13 protein-coding genes, 1 pseudogene and 1 riboswitch are annotated in these 16,355 nt (G+C 69.9%); of the genes and pseudogenes, 3 read left to right on the top strand and 11 right to left on the bottom strand.

All coding sequences use genetic code 11. The annotated features are described in order from the left end of the window. Positions 1-237 precede the first annotated feature (237 nt). Entirely contained in the window at positions 238-1,425 is a 1,188-nt protein-coding gene (locus EAO75_RS00850; protein ID WP_147993086.1) for a Glu/Leu/Phe/Val dehydrogenase dimerization domain-containing protein, read from the top strand. A 69-nt stretch (positions 1,426-1,494) separates the two neighbouring features. Next, positions 1,495-2,115, top strand: coding sequence for a TetR/AcrR family transcriptional regulator (locus tag EAO75_RS00845; protein WP_261989097.1), 621 nt, complete (start codon positions 1,495-1,497; stop codon positions 2,113-2,115). 158 nt (positions 2,116-2,273) lie between these two features. Here EAO75_RS00845 and EAO75_RS00840 read toward each other — a convergent pair whose 3' ends face one another. The 3 genes from EAO75_RS00840 to EAO75_RS00830 all read right to left on the bottom strand — a co-directional run bounded on the left by EAO75_RS00840 (position 2,274) and on the right by EAO75_RS00830 (position 6,793). Then, entirely contained in the window at positions 2,274-3,059 is a 786-nt protein-coding gene (locus EAO75_RS00840) for an SGNH/GDSL hydrolase family protein (protein ID WP_147993085.1), read from the bottom strand. Between the two features lie 262 nt (positions 3,060-3,321). After that, positions 3,322-4,254: a LysM peptidoglycan-binding domain-containing M23 family metallopeptidase gene (locus EAO75_RS00835; RefSeq protein WP_147993084.1), complete on the bottom strand. Its 933-nt coding sequence runs from the start codon at positions 4,252-4,254 to the stop codon at positions 3,322-3,324. Positions 4,255-4,258: 4 nt separating this feature from the next. Then, a riboswitch (cyclic di-AMP (ydaO/yuaA leader) is annotated at positions 4,259-4,416 on the bottom strand. A 307-nt stretch (positions 4,417-4,723) separates the two neighbouring features. Next, positions 4,724-6,793 carry an alpha-galactosidase gene (locus tag EAO75_RS00830; RefSeq protein ID WP_147993083.1) on the bottom strand — a complete coding sequence of 690 codons (2,070 nt, stop codon included), beginning with the start codon at positions 6,791-6,793 and terminating at the stop codon, positions 4,724-4,726. Positions 6,794-6,972: 179 nt separating this feature from the next. Here EAO75_RS00830 and EAO75_RS00825 point away from each other — a divergent pair, with 179 nt between their 5' ends. Then, positions 6,973-7,770 (top strand): tyrosine-protein phosphatase, encoded by a 798-nt coding sequence (locus EAO75_RS00825; RefSeq protein ID WP_147993082.1) that lies wholly within the window; start codon positions 6,973-6,975, stop codon positions 7,768-7,770. Positions 7,771-7,797: 27 nt separating this feature from the next. On the opposite strand, the gene EAO75_RS00820 is transcribed toward EAO75_RS00825, so the two are convergent. From EAO75_RS00820 to shc, 8 genes and pseudogenes are all read right to left on the bottom strand, one after another. Beyond that, positions 7,798-7,920, bottom strand: a complete 123-nt coding sequence (locus EAO75_RS00820) for a DUF6126 family protein (RefSeq protein WP_147993081.1) — start codon at positions 7,918-7,920, stop codon at positions 7,798-7,800. Next, entirely contained in the window at positions 7,917-8,585 is a 669-nt protein-coding gene (locus EAO75_RS00815) for a helix-turn-helix domain-containing protein (protein ID WP_187284247.1), read from the bottom strand. The genes EAO75_RS00820 and EAO75_RS00815 overlap by 4 nt, the downstream gene beginning before the upstream one ends. Positions 8,586-8,678: 93 nt before the next feature. After that, positions 8,679-10,064 (bottom strand): aspartate aminotransferase family protein, encoded by a 1,386-nt coding sequence (locus EAO75_RS00810; RefSeq protein WP_147993080.1) that lies wholly within the window; start codon positions 10,062-10,064, stop codon positions 8,679-8,681. Beyond that, positions 10,061-12,058 carry a 1-deoxy-D-xylulose-5-phosphate synthase gene (gene dxs / locus EAO75_RS00805; RefSeq protein WP_261989096.1) on the bottom strand — a complete coding sequence of 666 codons (1,998 nt, stop codon included), beginning with the start codon at positions 12,056-12,058 and terminating at the stop codon, positions 10,061-10,063. Before dxs ends, EAO75_RS00810 begins: the two co-directional genes overlap by 4 nt. A gap of 31 nt (positions 12,059-12,089) precedes the next feature. Beyond that, positions 12,090-13,265, bottom strand: a complete 1,176-nt coding sequence (gene ispG / locus EAO75_RS00800; RefSeq protein ID WP_147993079.1) for a flavodoxin-dependent (E)-4-hydroxy-3-methylbut-2-enyl-diphosphate synthase — start codon at positions 13,263-13,265, stop codon at positions 12,090-12,092. A 4-nt stretch (positions 13,266-13,269) separates the two neighbouring features. Beyond that, positions 13,270-14,292, bottom strand: a complete 1,023-nt coding sequence (hpnH, locus tag EAO75_RS00795) for an adenosyl-hopene transferase HpnH (RefSeq protein ID WP_147993078.1) — start codon at positions 14,290-14,292, stop codon at positions 13,270-13,272. A gap of 5 nt (positions 14,293-14,297) precedes the next feature. Then, positions 14,298-14,939: a 1-hydroxy-2-methyl-2-butenyl 4-diphosphate reductase gene (locus EAO75_RS00790; RefSeq protein ID WP_147993077.1), complete on the bottom strand. Its 642-nt coding sequence runs from the start codon at positions 14,937-14,939 to the stop codon at positions 14,298-14,300. After that, a pseudogene (gene shc, locus EAO75_RS00785) lies at positions 14,939-16,276 on the bottom strand (squalene--hopene cyclase); the annotation flags it as partial. The pseudogene shc and the gene EAO75_RS00790, both read right to left, overlap by 1 nt. Positions 16,277-16,355: the final 79 nt, after the last annotated feature.

Raw genomic sequence — 16,355 nt, 5'->3', positions numbered from 1 at the left:
GGTACCTCCAGGTGGATTCGGTGAGGAGTTCCATTATGGTCGGCGCCTCCGACAGCCTCGGATCCCCCCTGGTGCGGCGGGCTCCGGCGCCTCCCCGCCGCCCTCGCCACGGACGGTCCACAGAGATCCACCCCACTACGTTGACATGTCCCCACCCTGCTCTGATACTGACTCATCGTTCAGTAGCCGAGCCGCGGCCCCTTGGCCCGGAAACCGGCCCCCGACCCCGGAGACCCCATGACCACCCCGAGCACCCCCCTGCTGTCGCTCACCTGGACCGACGACGTCACCGGTCGCCAGGGCTTCCTGGTCATCGACCGGCTGGTGCGCGGTGTGGCCAGCGGCGGGCTGCGGATGCGGCCGGGCTGCACGCTGGACGAGGTCACCGGACTCGCCCAAGGCATGAGCATGAAGGAGGCGCTGCACTACGACCCCGAGTCGCGGTACGTCCCCCTGGGCGGCGCCAAGGGCGGCATCGACTGCGACCCCCAGGATCCGGAGGCGTACGGCCTGCTGGTGCGCTACCTGCGTGCCATGCGGCCGTACATCGAGAGCTTCTGGACCACGGGCGAGGACCTCGGGCTCACCCAGGACGTCGTCGACCGGGCGGCCGTCGAGGCAGGGCTGGTGTCGTCCGTCCAGGCCGTGTATCCGCTGCTCGACGACGAGGCGGGCGCTCGGCGGCGGCTCGCGGAGGCGTTCACCGTCGAGGTCGACGGCATCGGTCTCGACGAGCTGGTGGGCGGCTGCGGGGTCGCGGAGGCGGTGCTGACCGCTCTGGACCGGGCCGGTGTGCCGTACTGGAGGACGCGCGTCGCCGTGCAGGGTCTGGGGACCATGGGCGGGGCCACGGCACGCTTCCTCACGCGCGCGGGGCTCACCGTAGTGGCCGTCGCCGATATCAAGGGCACCATCGCCAACCCGGCCGGCCTCGACATCGAGAGCCTGCTGGCGGCACGGGACGCCTACGGCACCATCGACCGCGCCTCGCTGCGCCCCGGCGACCGCGAACTGCCGGGTGACGCCTGGCTGTCGGTCGAGGCGGAGGTCCTGGTTCCGGCGGCTGTGTCGTACGCGATCGACGCCTCGAACCAGGGCCGTGTCACCGCGCGTTGGATCGCCGAGGCCGCCAACATGCCGGTACGACCCGACGCGGAGGAACTGCTGGCCGTACGGGGTGTCACCGTGCTGCCGGACGTCGTGGTCAACTCGGCGACGAACGCCTGGTGGTGGTGGACGCTGTTCGGGGACATCGGCCCGGAAGCGGACGAGGCGTTCGACCACACACGGCGCTCGATGCGTGCCCTGACCGACCTCACGCTGGCCCGCGCCGAGGCGGACGGTTCGGCGCCGCGGGCCGCGGCGCACGCCATCGCGGCGGACCGGCTGCCGGTGATCACGGAGCGGTTCGGGCGGTACCGGTGACGGCGGTCGCGGGGGCCTGGTCCGACCGGGCCCCGGGTCCGGCCGGTGACGAGGCTTTAGGGTGACGGTGTGGCAAGAGTGCGGTTGAGCGTGGCGGAGCGGCGTGAGGAGTTGCTGCAAGCCGCCGTCGAGCAGATAGAGGCGCGAGGCGTGGCGGCGGTCAGGATCGCCGACGTCGCCTCGGTGCTCGGTGTGAGCAACGCGCTGGTGCTCTATCACTTCGCCACCAAGGAGAAGCTGGTCGCGGCCGCGTTCACTCATGCGGCCCAAGGCGACCTGGCCCATCTGCGCCGCCTCCTCGGGCGACGTACGACGGCGCTGCGGCGGCTGCGGGCGGCCGTGCGCTGGTATGCGCCGACCGGCCAGGCCAAGGGCTGGCGGCTGTGGATCGAGGGCTGGGCGGCGGCTCTGCGCGAGCCCGCGCTCAAGGAGGTCACGCGGGACCTCGACCGGCAGTGGAAGGGGGCGATCACCGAGGTGATCGCCGAGGGCGTCGCCGCGGAGGAGTTCCACTGCCCCGACCCGCACGGCGCGGCCCTACGCCTGACGGCCCTGCTCGACGGGCTCGCCGTACAGCTGACGTCGTATCCGGGTGCGATCTCACGCGCGCGTGCCCAGGAGTGGGCGGACGAGGCGCTCGCCCGGGAACTCGGGCTGGAGCGGAAGGCGTTGACGGCGTCGACGCGGTGATGGCGCCGGGGGTTCGGGGCGAGCCGTACCGAGCACGTACGTGAGCGCCGTACAAAGTACCCACGTCCGCGCAGGGCTCTGTACCGAACGCACACGTCCGGGCCGTACCGATCAGGCATCGGCATGGCCCGGACGTATCGGTCGCTCGTGAACCGCTCTCAAGCCACCGATCGGATCCGCATCTTGATGTCGTCCGGGGACAGCGCGCCCTTGGCCGTCACATGGTCCCCGGACGACTCGCCGCGCAGTCGTCGGCCGATCCACGGCACCAGGTACTCGCGCGCCCAGTGGACGTCGTCCCGACGGACCTCGAGCGTGCCGCGCGGCGGGAGCGGCGGCCAGGGCTGGTCGGGGTCGGCGGGGATCTCCAGGCCGAGGACCTGGCCCGCGCGAAGCGCCACGCGCGTGTGCCCCTCGGGAGACAGGTGGAGCCGGTCGTCGTCCCAGGCCCGGCGGTCCTGAACGGTCTTCAGGGACCACAGGTCGAGCACCGGGCAGCCGTACCGGTCGGCAATGGCCCGCACATGTCCGTTGTACGTGGCGATCTTGCCGCGCAGATGCTTCAGCACGGGCACGCCACGGGTGTCGAAGCCGGTCGTCACCATGACGGTGCCGACGGCGGAGGTGAGCCGGGTGATCGCCCGCTCGAAGCGCTCGGCGACCTCGTCGGGGTCGGTTCCGGGTCGGATGATGTCGTTGCCGCCCGCACAGAACGAGACCAGGTCCGGGGCCAGTTCGGCGGCCTTCGGAAGCTGTTCCTCGATGATCTGGTCGAGCAGTCTGCCGCGCACGGCGAGGTTGGTGTAGTTGAAGTCGCCCTCGGGGCGCCGGTCCGCGAGCAGGACCGCGAACCGGTCGGCCCAGCCGACGAACGCCCCGTCGGGGCCGGGGTCGCCGACGCCCTCGGTGAAGCTGTCCCCCACCGCAACGTACGACCCGATCACTGATCTGCTGTCACTCTTCGAATCGTCTGCCACATCGGGACATGATTCACCTTCGAATGTGACCTACGCGACCGTAGGAAGGGCTTGACGAACGGTGAGATAAGCCACTCCTAAAGTGTTCGCCAAGCGAGGAATATCCCTCTGATCAGGGGTGTTGACGGGCGCAACCGCCAGTCCCGGAACATGCCGAAGGCCGGACCCGGGGATCGGGGTCCGGCCTTCGGCCGCGTGTCAGGCGGGTGGTTTTCGCGTGGGGCGCCCGTCAGCCGATGGAGACGCCCTTGGAGGCCAGGTAGGCGACCGGGTCCACGTCCGAGCCGTAGTCCGGCGTGGTGCGGATCTCGAAGTGCAGGTGCGGGCCGGTGACATTGCCGGTCGCGCCGGAGAGGCCGATCTGCTGGCCCGCGGTCACGCTCTGGCCGCTGGAGACCGAGAGCGAGGACAGGTGGGCGTACTGGGCGTAGTAGCCGTCGGCGAGCTGGATGACGACCTGGTTGCCGTACGCACCGCCCCAGCCGGCCGAGACGACGGTGCCCGCGCCGACCGCCTTCAGTGAGGTGCCGGTGGCGGCGGCGAAGTCGACGCCGGTGTGATAGCCGCTGGACCACATGCTGCCCGCCACCTTGTAGCCGGTGCCGAGGGAAGCGCCGTCCAGCGGGGCGGAGAAGCCGTTGACGGTGCTGGTCGTCTCGGCGGCCGTGGTCGCCTTCTGCGCCTTCTTCGGCGTGGCGGACTTCGCGGCGGACGAGTTCGAGGACGACTTGGACGCCGAAGAGGGCTTGGAGGACGACGACTTGGGGGCGGTCGCCGCGGCCTTCTTGCCGCCGATCGTCAGCTTCAGACCGGGGTGGATCAGCGACGGGTCGGCGCCGACGGCCTCACGGTTGTCGGCGTAGAGCTTCTTCCAGCCACCGCCGACGTTCTGCTCGTTGGCGATCTTCGAAAGGTAATCGCCGACCTTCACCGAATAGGTCCGCACGTCCGCCTTCTTGGCGGACTTCTTCTCGGCAGCCTTCTGGCCGGCGGCCGGAAGGGCCGAGACGGCCTTTTCCGAAACGGTCTGCGAGGGAGCGGCGTGGGCGCCGGTGGCCCCCATGAGCGGAAGAGCGAGAGCGGCGCCACCGGTTCCGGCGACGGCGATGGAGCGGGTGAAGCGCAGGGACTTCGGACGGCGGTGCTTACCCTTCGCGGGCATGGCGAATTCCTCTCCGGCGCCTGCGAGGTGAGCTGTCGGGTGCGGGCTGGAGATGCCCGGCCGCGCCGAGGCGCGACTTGACCCCAAGCCGTTCCGGAGACCGGAACAGGCGGTTCTACCTGTGGGTCCCCCGCTCCTGCCGTGTACGGGTGAGTTTGCGCGGGATCCAGGCGGCGGCAGGATTAGGCGTCCGTCCGGATTGGTGGCGAACGTAAGCGAGGAAGACGCAAAGGAACAAGTGAGAGGTTCCGTCCGAATGCGTTCCTGTTGATCCCTTGTGGGAATTAGCCGTCACCGTGCGTGAAATATGGGGGCGCCGCCCGACTCAAAGCCCCATGAAAAGCACATGAATTACGTGGACATGACGGGCGACGCACCGTCACGGATATGACGCTCCTCACGTGACGCTGCTCCAGCTTTCTTTATTGCAGAGCGAGTTGGAATGAAGGCGCCAATTCGGACAGAACGCCTAGATGCGACGGAGTCGAATAACTGCCGCATCCAGATCGCCCTTCAGGCCGGTACGCAGTCCGTGATGTACCAGTACGGCCCCTCGGTGAATTTCGCCCGTTTCAAGGCATTCGTACGACACTGTCGGATCCAGGCCACGCAGCCGCAGAGCCGGTAGGGGCTCGCCGTAGCTCTGCGCCTGGAGCCAGGCGAGGACGACCGTGTCGCCCCCGAGCACGTACTGCACCGCACTCAGCCCGCCACGTGGAGGCCGCAGCCGGTAGAGGTCGCCGCGCTGCACCAGAGGCCGGATCTCCTTGTAGAGCGTCACCCACTCCCGGGCCTCGGCAAGCTCCTCCTCGGTCCACTGCGCGAGGTCACCGCCGACCCCGAGCACCCCGGCCATGGCGCTCACGAACCGGAAGCGCAGCGAGCTGGCGCGGTGGTTGAGCATGGCGTTCGGGCTGTCGGTGACCCAGGCGGCCATGGCCCGGGCCGGGTGGATCTGGCTGAAGCCGTGCTGGATGGCGAGCCGGTCGAGGGGGTCGGTGTTGTCCGAGGTCCACACCTGGTCCGTACGGCTCAGCACGCCGAGGTCGATCCGTCCGCCGCCGCCCGAGCAGGACTCGAAGGCGACGCCGGGATGAGCGGCACGCAGCCGGTCCAGCAGGGCATACAGGCCGCGCACATGGTCGACCCACAGGCGCTGCGGATACGGCTCGCCGGGCCAGCCGGCGTCGGAGAAGCAGCGGTTGAAGTCCCACTTCACATAGTCGATCGGGGCGCCGGAGAGGAGCCCGTCGAGCTGTTCCCAGAGGTACTCCTGGACATCGTCGCGGGCGAGGTTCAGTACGAGTTGATTGCGGAACTCCGTACGCTTTCGTCCCGTTTGGTACTGCACCCAGTCCGGGTGGGCGCGATACAGCTCGCTGTCCGGATTGACCATTTCCGGTTCGACCCAGATGCCGAACTGCATGCCGAGCGCGTGCACGTACTCGGCGAGCGGCTTGAGGCCGGACGGGAAGCGGTCCGGGTTGGGCGTCCAGTCGCCGAGCCCGGCGCGGTCGCTGGTGCGCGTGCCGAACCAGCCGTCGTCGACCACGAAAAGCTCGACGCCGATGGCCGCGGCCCGCCGCGCGAGCAGGCTCTGCTGTTCCTCGGAGATGTCGAACTCCGTCGCCTCCCAGGAGTTGAACAGCACGGGCCGGTCCTGGTCGGCGTCCGGGATCACATACGCGCGCTGGTACGCGTGCCAGGCGCGGCTGGCCCCGCCGAAGCCGACGTCGCTCCAGAGGCCCGCGAAGACGGGTGTCGTGAAGGACTCCCCCGCCGCCAGGCGCAGCAGACCCGAGTCGTCGTACCCGAGGCCGCCGGCGATCTGCACGCGCGCGTCCGGGAGTTGGGCCACGCCGATGCGCCAGGACCCGGACCAGCCGAGCGCGCAGCCGTAGACCTCGCCGCGCTCCTCGGTGGCGTCCGTGTCGAGCGCGACCCACGGCAGGTGCTGGTGCCCGGTATGTCCGCGGCGGCTGCCGATGACCTTCTCACCGTAGGTGAGCGGGGCCTGTGCCAGCCGGGACTCGGCACCCCAGCGGCCGTGCAGCTGGGACAGCCGCCAGTCCTCCCGGTCGGGCAGCGTCCAGGTCGCCGAGTCGGCCCGCAGCAGCTCCAGGGTGGGCCCCTCGTTGTCCAGAGTCACCCAGCGCTCCACGACGTCCTGGCGCATCCGGTAGTGCAGGGTGACGTTCAGCCCGCCGTCACAAAAGCGCAACCGCAGCTCGTCACCCTCGGTCTCGTGGCGCTCGAAACCCCACTCGGTGCCGCGCCGCCCGTCGGTGCGCACGGACAGGGCGGGCCGTACGAAGCGCGGGCCGCCCTCGACCGGGTACTCCTCGCGGCCGTCGAGCGGGGACTCGAAGGGCCAGTACTCCGGCAGTGGGCGGACAGCGAGGGCCTCGGCGTCCGCGAGCTCGATCCGCGGCCCCCAGTGCAGGTGCAGCAGTTCGTCGCCGTCGGTCAGATGGACGGCATAGCTGCTGGTCGGCCCGGAAAGGAGCCACGTACGGCCGTTGTCGGAGATCTCGAGCATCAAGCCCCCACAGAGACGAACAGGTGCGATCAAGTACCAACATCATCAAGGGCCGAGCGGCCCCGAGGCAACGCCTGTGGATAACTCATTGCCCCAGGAATCCATGTCGTATGGTCGAGAGCGCACCCCGTCGGCCGCATCGCCGAGCCGCGCCGCGGGGCCGACCGGGAGGAGCCCCCGTGACGCAGCAGATCCCGTCGACCGAGCCCGAGCTGGCCGGGGTTCGCAACTTCCGTGATGTGGGCGGACTGCCGACAGTGGACGGACGACGGGTGCGGCACGGAGTGCTGTTCCGCAGCGGCCATCTCGCGCACGCGACCGCACAGGACGCCGACTTCCTCGACTCGCTCGGGCTGCACACGATCTTCGACTTCCGCAACGCGGCCGACCAGAAGCTCGAAGGCCCGGACGTCGAGCTGCCGGGCGTGCGCAATGTGAACCTGCCGCTGTCCGACCCTGCGGACGGCGCGGAGTTCTGGAAGATGGTCCGGGACGGCGATCTGGACCAGCTGCGCGGGATCCTCGCGGACGGCAAGGGCGCGAACCGGATGATCGTGTCCTACCGCTCGATCATCAAGGAGCGCACCGACGAGCACTCCCGGGTGCTGCWCGCGCTCGCCGAGGACAGCGTCCCGGCCCTGATGCACTGCGCGGCCGGCAAGGACCGAGCGGGCCTGTCCATCGCCGTGACACTGCTCGCCGTCGGCGTGGAGCGCGAGGCGATCGTCGCCGACTACCTGGAGTCCAACGCGAAGCACCGCCGCTACAAGGTGCGCCGCAGCGGCAGCGACTCCGCCGCCTACTCCCCCGAGATCATGGAGCTGCTCAGCCCGCTGTTCGACGCACGGGCCGAGTATCTGACGGCGGCCTTCGAGACGATCGATGAGACGTGGGGCGGCGTCGACACCTACCTGGAGAAGGGCCTGCGGATCACCCCGGAGACCCGGGAGCGTCTGCGGGAGCGCCTGCTCGACTGATCCCCGGCGCCCACCCGCCCCGCGCGCCTACTGCTTCGCCCCCAACTCGAACAGCAGGTAGATGAAGGCGGCGAAGACGTGCCCCACCGCGATGTAGATGATGAGCCGCACCCACATGGCGCGCGGGAACTTCTCCTCCATGTCACTCATGGCGTCTCTCCAGGGATGGGGCCCAGGCACAGGGTGGCCGTGGGGCTCTGCAACAGGGTGTGGACGAACAGGAGCTCGACCCCGCCTTCGTCCTGGGCGGCGATGCGGTGCGGGGTGAGCGAGTCGAAGTGCGCGCTGTCGCCCGGGGCGAGGCGGTGCGTGGTGTCGCCGAGGCGCAGCCGCAGCCGCCCTTCGAGGACGTACAGCCACTCCTCGCCGGGATGCACCCGCACGATGTCGCCCTGTGAGCCGTGCGGCACATGGACCCGCAGGGCCTGCATCCCACGCCCGGGCGCGCCCGCCTGCCAGTACGTCCAGCCACCCGCGGCGGTCGACTCCATGTCGGTGGCGCGCACGACGGCATCCCGGTCGGCGACCGTCTCCCCGAGCAGCTCGGAGACCGTCGTACCGTAGATACGCGCGAGCGCGAGCAGCATGGGCAGCGAGGGCTGGCGTTGCCCGGTCTCCAGCCGGGAGAGGTGAGCGGGCGACAGCCCGGCGGCGCGGGCCGCGGCCTCCAGGGTGAGGGAGGAGCGCCTGCGCAGCGCGCGGAGCTGGGGCGCGACGACGGGCAGGGCTTCGACCGGCCCCGTCGCAACGGCCTCGGCCCGGGCCGCGGGCTCCGGCTCGGTCTCGGGCTCCGGCTCGGTCTCGGGAGAGCTCATGCTCTCCATTCAGCCGGAAGCTTGCCTCTGCGGCAAATTTTTTGCCTCAGAGGCAAAACAGCCCAAGGGCCGCCCCATCGACGGCCCCGGACTTCACCGGTTGGCGACCGCCTGCTTGATCAGCGTCTTGCCGAAGTCCCACATCAGCCCGCCACCGCTGTGCGCGTCGTCCATCACATCGGTGAAGGCGTCGACGAACCGATCCACCTCCCGCTCCCCGATGACCAGCGGCGGGATCAGCTTGATCACCTCCAGGTGGTCACCGGACACCTGGGTGAGGATCCGGTGCCGCCGCAGCAGCGGAACGACGACCATCTGCGCGAACAGGCCCTTGCGCGCGGCCTGGAGCATGGTCCAGCGGCTGCGCAGCTTGAGCGAGTCGGGCCTGCCGAACTCGATGCCGATCATCAGGCCCCGGCCGCGGACGTCGGCGAGCAGCTCGTACTTGTCGGTCAGCGCCGCGAGCCGGGACTTCAGCTGCTCCCCGGTCGCCCGCGCGTTCGCGACGATCTGCTCGTTCTCCATGACGGACAGGACGGCGAGCCCGGCAGCCATGGCCTGCGCGTTGGACCCGAAGCTCGCCGAGTGGACCAGCACACGGTCCATGGACGAGTAGACCTTCTTGAAGATCCAGTCCTTGCCGAGCGTGGCGCCCACCGGCACATAGCCCCCGGAGAGTGCCTTGGCCACGCACACCAGGTCCGGCTCGACACCGTCCTCGTGCTGGTAGGCGTAGAAGTCACCGGTCCGGCCAAGTCCCGTCTGCACCTCGTCGGCGATGAGCAGCGCCTTGTGCTTGTGCAGCAGTTCCTGGGCGGCCCGCAAATGGCCGGGCGGGGCCTCGTGCACGCCCTTGCCCTGGATCGGCTCGACGATCAGGGCGGCCACGTCGCCCTTCTTCAGCTCTCGCGCCAGCGCGTCGAGATCACCGAGCGGTACGGCCGTGTCGGGCAGCAGCGGGGCGAAGCCGTCCCGGAAGCCGGACTCGCCGTTCACCGACAGCGAGCCCGTGGTCAGCCCGTGAAAGGCATGGTCGCAGTACAGGACGCGCGGCTTCCCGGTGACGAACCGCGCGAACTTCAGCGCCGTCTCCACCGCCTCCGTACCGCTGTTCCCGAAGAACACCCGGTCCAGGTGCGGGCTGTGCGCCAGCAGCCTCTCCGCCAGCAGCCCGGGCAGCGGCTGGCAGTCGAAGCGGGTGAGGTCGGCGAGGCCGGCGTCGAGGACGTCGTGCAGCGCCTTGCGGACGACGGGGTGGTGGCGCCCCAGGCCCATCACCCCGAACCCGGCGAGCATGTCCAGGTAGTCGTCGCCGTCCGTGTCCCAGAAGTACGCGCCCTCGGCCCGCTCGTAGACCTTGTCGAAGCCGATGGTGTGCAGCATGCGCGGGAGCTGGTGGTTGAGGTACTTCGTGTGCAGCTCGTAACGCTCGGCTCCGCGCTCGGCCAGGAGGCGGCCGAGGTCGAACTCCGTGGTCATTCGGCTTTCTCCTTGACTGACACGACCTTACGACCGTCACGCTTACGACCGTCATGGCTGCCGGTACGCCCGTCACGGCTGCCGCCGGCCTGCTCCGGGCGGGCCGCCAGGCTCTCCTCGGCCTCCTTGAGGGCGAGGCTCGCGCTGATCCGCCCGGCGACCTCCACGGGCGTGAGCCCGATGTCGGCGAGCACCTCGCCCCGCTTGGCGTGCGCGAGGAACTGCTCCGGGATGCCGAACCGCCGCACGGGCACGTCGACGTCGGCATCGCACAGCGCCAGCGCGACGGCCGCACCGACTCCCGACGCGCGGCTGTTGTCCTCGACGACGGCCACCATCCGATGCTGTGCGGCGAGGGGCGCGAGCGCGGGGTCGACGGGCTTGACCCACCGGGGGTCGACGACGGTGCAGTTGATGCCGCGGGCCTGGAGCAGCTCGGCCGCCTGGAGGCACACCGGGGCCATCACGCCGACGGCGACGAGCAGGACGTCCGGCTCACCGGCGTCCCGGTGCAGCACGTCCAGGCCGCCCACCCGGTCGACCGCGGGGATCGTCGGCCCGACCGACTCCTTCGGGAACCGTACGAGGGTCGGAGCGTCGTCGCAGGCCACGGCCTCGCGCAGCTGCGCCCGCAGCTGGTCGGCGTCACGCGGGGCGGCGATCCTGAGGCCGGGGACGACCTGGAGGATCGACATGTCCCACATGCCGTTGTGGGAGGCTCCGTCGGCGCCGGTGACGCCTGCCCGGTCCAGCACGAACGTCACTCCGCAGCGGTGCAGCGCGATGTCCATCAGCAGCTGGTCGAAGGCACGGTTGAGGAACGTGGCGTAGATGGCGACGACCGGGTGCAGCCCGCCCGTCGCGAGCCCCGCCGCCGACACGGCCGCGTGCTGCTCGGCGATCCCGACGTCCCAGACCCGGTCGGGGAACCGTTCCGCGAACTTGCCGAGCCCGACGGGATGCAGCATGGCCGCCGTGATCGCCACGACGTCGTCGCGTTCCTCGCCGATCCGTACGATCTCGTCGCCGAAGACCGACGTCCAGGACGGCCCGCCCGACGGCGCGAGCGGCTCGCAGGTCAGCGGGTCCATCACACCGACGGTGTGGAAGTGGTCCTCCTCGTGGGCGAGGGCGGGTTCGTAACCGCGCCCCTTCTCCGTGAGGCAGTGGATCAGTACGGGCCCGTGGAAGCGCTTGGCCCGCCGCAGCGCGGACTCGACGGCCCCGATGTCGTGCCCGTCGATCGGACCGACGTACTTCAGCCCGAGATCCTCGAAGAGCCCCTGCGGCGCGAACGCGTCCTTGAAGCCCTTCTTCGCGCCGTGCAGCGCCTCGTAGACGGTGTTGCCGACGACGGGCGTGTGCTGGAGCACGTCCTTGCCCCAGGCCAGAACCCGCTCGTAGCTGTCGGTCGTGCGCAGGGTGGCCAGGTGGTTGGCGAGCCCTCCGATGGTCGGCGCGTACGACCGCTCGTTGTCGTTGACGACGACGATCAGCGGCCGGTCCTTGGCCGCCGCGATGTTGTTGAGCGCCTCCCAGGCCATGCCGCYGGTCAGTGCCCCGTCGCCGATCACCGCGACGACGTGCCCCTTCTCCCCCTGCACCTGGCGGGCCTTGGCGAGCCCGTCGGCCCAGCCGAGCGCCGTGGAGGCGTGGCTGTTCTCGACGATGTCGTGCTCGGACTCCTCACGTGAGGGGTAGCCGGACAGGCCGCCCTTGCCGCGCAGCTTGGAGAAGTCCTGCCGACCCGTCAGCAGCTTGTGTACGTAGCTCTGGTGGCCGGTGTCCCAGACGATGCGGTCGACCGGTGACTCGAAGACCCGGTGGAGTGCGATGGAGAGTTCCACCACCCCCAGGTTGGGCCCGAGATGGCCGCCGGTCCTGGCGACCGCGTGCACCAGGAACTCCCGGATCTCGTCGGACAGTTCACCGAGTTCCGCCTCGGACAGCGCCTTCAGGTCGCGTGGTCCACGGATGCTCTCCAGAATCGTCACGCTCGGGCCCCCTCTCGGTCCGTGCCTTGCCTCAACTCACAGTCACTGCCGGTTTCCCCGTGACGGTGGGGGCGCCCGATGCGGCCCCGTCCTGCTCCATCTGCTCGGCGATCTTCATCGCCTCTTCGATCAGCGTCTCGACGATCTTCGACTCGGGGACGGTCTTGACGACCTCGCCCTTGACGAAGATCTGGCCCTTGCCGTTGCCGGAAGCGACCCCGAGGTCGGCCTCCCGTGCCTCGCCGGGGCCGTTGACCACACAGCCCATGACGGCTACCCGCAACGGCACTTCCATGCCTTCCAGGCCGGCGGTGACCTCGTCGGCCAGCTTGTAGACGTCGACCTGGGCCCGCCCGCACGACGGGCAGGAGACGATCTCCAGGCGCCGCTGCTTGAGATTCAGGGACTCCAGGATCTGGATGCCGACCTTGACCTCCTCGGCGGGCGGGGCGCTCAGGGACACGCGGATCGTGTCGCCGATGCCCTGCGAGAGCAGCGCCCCGAAGGCGACCGCCGACTTGATCGTGCCCTGGAAGGCGGGCCCGGCCTCGGTGACCCCGAGGTGCAGCGGGTAGTCGCACTGCGCCGCGAGCTGCTTGTACGCCTCGATCATCACGACCGGGTCGTTGTGCTTCACCGAGATCTTGATGTCCCGGAAGTCGTGCTCCTCGAACAGCGACGCCTCCCACAGCGCGCTCTCCACGAGCGCCTCCGGCGTCGCCTTGCCGTACTTCTGCAGCAGCCGCTTGTCGAGCGAGCCCGCGTTGACGCCGATACGGATCGGAGTGCCGTGGTCCTTCGCGGCCCGCGCGATCTCCTTGACCTTGTCGTCGAACTGCTTGATGTTCCCCGGATTGACGCGTACGGCCGCACAGCCCGCCTCGATCGCCGCGAACACGTACTTCGGCTGGAAGTGGATGTCCGCGATCACCGGGATCTGGGACTTGCGGGCGATGGTCGCGAGCGCGTCCGCGTCGTCCTGCGTCGGGCAGGCCACGCGCACGATCTGGCAGCCGGACGCCGTCAGCTCCGCGATCTGCTGCAAGGTGGCGCCGATGTCGGACGTACGGGTCGTCGTCATCGACTGCACCGACACCGGGGCACCGCCCCCGACCGCCACCGGGCCGACCTGGATCTGCCGCGACACACGTCGCTCGGCGACCGGCCGGACCGGTACCTCGGGGACGCCCAAGGAGATGGCGGTCATGGCGTCACTCCCGGTTTCCGGAGACCGTCTCGCGCATGGCGCGCAGCGACTCCTTGAGCGATCCCATGGTGGCGAGGACGGCGGTGGGCTCGTAGCCGCAGTGCGCCATGCAGTTGGCGCAGCGCGGGTCCTTGCCGCGGCCGTACTTGTCCCAGTCGGTCTCCTCGATCAGCTCGCGGTACGTCGGGACGTAGCCGTCGCTCATCAGGTAGCAGGGGCGCTGCCAGCCGAACAGGGAGTAGTTCGGGATCGCCCAGGCGGTGCACGGGAAGTCGACCTTGCCCTCGAGGAAGTCGAGGAACAGCGGCGAGTGGTTGAGCCGCCACTTCCTGCGGTTGCCGCCCGCGAAGGCTTTCTTGAACAGTTCGCGGGTCTGCTCGACGCCGAGGAAGTGCTCCTGGTCGGGGGCCTTCTCGTAGGCGTAGGCGGGCGAGATCATCATCTCGTCGACCTTGAGGTCGTCGTTGAGGAAGTTGAGCACCTCGATGATGGTCTGCGGGGTGTCGGTGTTGAAGAAGGTCGAGTTGGTCGTGACCCGGAAGCCGCGCTGCTTGGCCTCCTTGATGGCCTCGACCGCCTCGTCGAAGACGCCCTCCTTGGCCACGGACTCGTCGTGGCGCTCGCGCAGGCCGTCGATGTGCACGGCGAAGGCGAAGTAGGGCGAGGGCGTGAACTTGTCCATCTTCTTGCGCAGCAGCATGGCGTTGGTGCACAGGAAGACGTATTTCCGCTTGGCCACGAGCTGCCGCACGATCTCGTCGAKCTGCGGGTGCATCAGCGGCTCGCCGCCGGCGATGGACACCATCGGCGCGCCGGATTCGAGCACCGCACCCACGGCCTGGGCCACCGGCATGCGCTGCTTCAGGACTCCGGCCGGGTGCTGGATCTTGCCGCAGCCCTCGCACTTCAGGTTGCAGGCGAAGAGCGGTTCCAGCTCGACGATCAGCGGGAACTTGTCTCGCCTGCGGAGCTTCTGTTCGGCCAAGTAAGTAGCGACCTTGATGGACTGACGCAGCGGCATGGCCATCTGGCTCACCTCCTGGGGAGCAACAAAGAACGGTGCCATTCGTAGAATGCAGGTAGAACGGTACGAAGGACGCGGAAAGCCGATATTCCACCGCGCAACGTGCCGATCCGGACGAGTTCATGTTCTGGAGCGTCCACGACCACCCGTACGGCCGCAACCGGGCGCTCGCCCGCGCGCACGGCGCTCAGGAGCGTGACCGCGGATTCCATGTCGACCGCGATTGCGCCGGTCGCGAGCAGATCGGACCGTTCCTGACCACGGACGACATGATCGGAGCCGGTGAGCGGTCCGGTGTGGACGGTGCGGCCCGGGACGGTCCGCACGAGTTCTTTGACGAGTAGGTCGGTTCCCACGCACGGAACGGTTCCCGCCGGATCCCGGGTCTCCTCGGCGACCACCAGATCGCCGGGGTGCATCCCGGGGGCGAGCCCCGCGCAGAAGCCGGTGGCGAGCACGGCGGCCCCGCTGAGGGCCGGATCGGCCAGCACCCGGGTGACGGAGCGCTCGGCGGCCTTCGGCCCCATGCCCGTACGGAGCACGGTGACCGGCCCGCCGGCCCCGCCGCGCTCGCTCGTGCGCAGGGCGAACTGCTCGATGCCGAGCGCGCAGGCGATCAGCAGCGGGGCCGGGACGGGCTGTGGGCTCATCAGCTCACCCTGGCCTCGACGAGAGGCGCCTTGGACTTCTCCGCGAAGGGCTCGCCGTGGACGTACCGGCCGAGCGCGGTCAGCGGGAAGACCTGGCGGTAGAGGTGGTAGTTGATGGAGAAGTCCCACGGGAACCCGGTGCCGGTGAAGTACGGCTCGTCCCAGGAGCCGTCCTCGCGCTGGGTGGCCGCGAGCCACTCGACGCCCCGCTCGACGGCCTTGGAGTCCCTCTCCCCCGCGGACAGCAGCGCCATCAGCGCCCACGCGGTCTGCGAGGCGGTCGAGGCGCCCCTGCCGCTCCACTCCTTGGCGTACCTGTAGGAGCGCAGGTCCTCGCCCCAGCCGCCGTCGTCGTTCTGGACGGACTCCAGCCAGCTCACAGCGCGGCGGATCGCGGGGTGCGAGCCCGGCATGCCGGCGGCCACCAGCGCCGGGACGACCGACCCGGTGCCGTAGACGTAGTTCACGCCCCAGCGCCCGAACCACGAGCCGTCCGGTTCCTGCTCGGCGAGCAGCCAGCGGATGCCGCGCCGGGTGCGGGGGTCGTGGGCGAGGCCCTCGACCGCGAGCATCTCGACGACGTGCGCGGTGACGTCCGCCGACGGCGGATCGATGACCTCGCCGAAGTCGCAGAACGGCAGCCGGTTGGGGAACGGGCTGGTGTTGTCGACGTCGAAGGCGCCCCACGCCCCGTTCCTCGACTGCATCCCGAGGTTCCAGCGCACGCCGCGGCCGATGGCTCTCTCCACCCGCTCCGGGTCGTGATGCCTGACCCGGCGCAGCGCGAGGACCACCTCGGCGGTGTCGTCGATGTCGGGGTAGTTGTCGTTGTGGAACTCGAACGCCCAGCCGCCCGGGGGCAGTTGGGGCCGCTTGACCGCCCAGTCGCCGGGCCGGACGATCTCCTCGCCCAGCATCCAGTCGGCCGCCTTGACGAGCTGCGGATGATCGGCGGGCACTCCGGCGTCCACGAGCGCGATGGTGGCGAGGCAGGTGTCCCAGACCGGCGACTGGCAGGCCTCGATCATCCGGGCCCCGTCCTCGCGCCAGATGGCGAAACGGTCCAGCGATGCCAACCCCTCGCGCATCACGGGGTGTTCGAGGTCGTAGCCGAGCAGGTGCAGGGCGATGATCGAGTAGACCGCCGGGGGCTGGATGCCGCCCCAGCAGCCGTCGTTCTCCTGCCGCTCGATGATCCAGCGCGCGGCGCTGTTCATGGCCGCTCTGCGCAGGCCGCGCGGCGCGACCTTGCGCAGCCGGTGCAGCGCCTTGTCGAGCCGTTGGAAGGCGCCGTCCCAACTCGCCGCCGGGGCAAGGGGCTTGGGCGAGTTGGGACGGCGCCTTCCAACGGCTCGACAAGGCGCTGCACCGGCTGCGCAAGGTCGCGCCGCGCGGCCTGCGCAGAGCGGCCATGAA

The sequence above is a fragment of the Streptomyces sp. UW30 genome (assembly GCF_008042075.1).
GTDB lineage: Bacteria > Actinomycetota > Actinomycetes > Streptomycetales > Streptomycetaceae > Streptomyces.
This window is presented reverse-complemented; position numbering and strand designations above follow the sequence as displayed.

Excerpts from the sequence above, each read along its gene's own strand:
- EAO75_RS00850 (WP_147993086.1), top strand. The coding sequence starts at position 238 with ATGACCACCCCGAGCACCCCCCTGCTGTCGCTCACCTGGACCGACGAC.
- EAO75_RS00835 (WP_147993084.1), bottom strand. The coding sequence starts at position 4,254 with ATGCCCGCGAAGGGTAAGCACCGCCGTCCGAAGTCCCTGCGCTTCACC.
- EAO75_RS00830 (WP_147993083.1), bottom strand. The coding sequence starts at position 6,793 with ATGCTCGAGATCTCCGACAACGGCCGTACGTGGCTCCTTTCCGGGCCG.
- EAO75_RS00820 (WP_147993081.1), bottom strand. The coding sequence starts at position 7,920 with ATGAGTGACATGGAGGAGAAGTTCCCGCGCGCCATGTGGGTGCGGCTC.
- EAO75_RS00815 (WP_187284247.1), bottom strand. The coding sequence starts at position 8,585 with ATGAGCTCTCCCGAGACCGAGCCGGAGCCCGAGACCGAGCCGGAGCCC.
- EAO75_RS00810 (WP_147993080.1), bottom strand. The coding sequence starts at position 10,064 with ATGACCACGGAGTTCGACCTCGGCCGCCTCCTGGCCGAGCGCGGAGCC.
- ispG (WP_147993079.1), bottom strand. The coding sequence starts at position 13,265 with ATGACCGCCATCTCCTTGGGCGTCCCCGAGGTACCGGTCCGGCCGGTC.
- EAO75_RS00790 (WP_147993077.1), bottom strand. The coding sequence starts at position 14,939 with ATGAGCCCACAGCCCGTCCCGGCCCCGCTGCTGATCGCCTGCGCGCTC.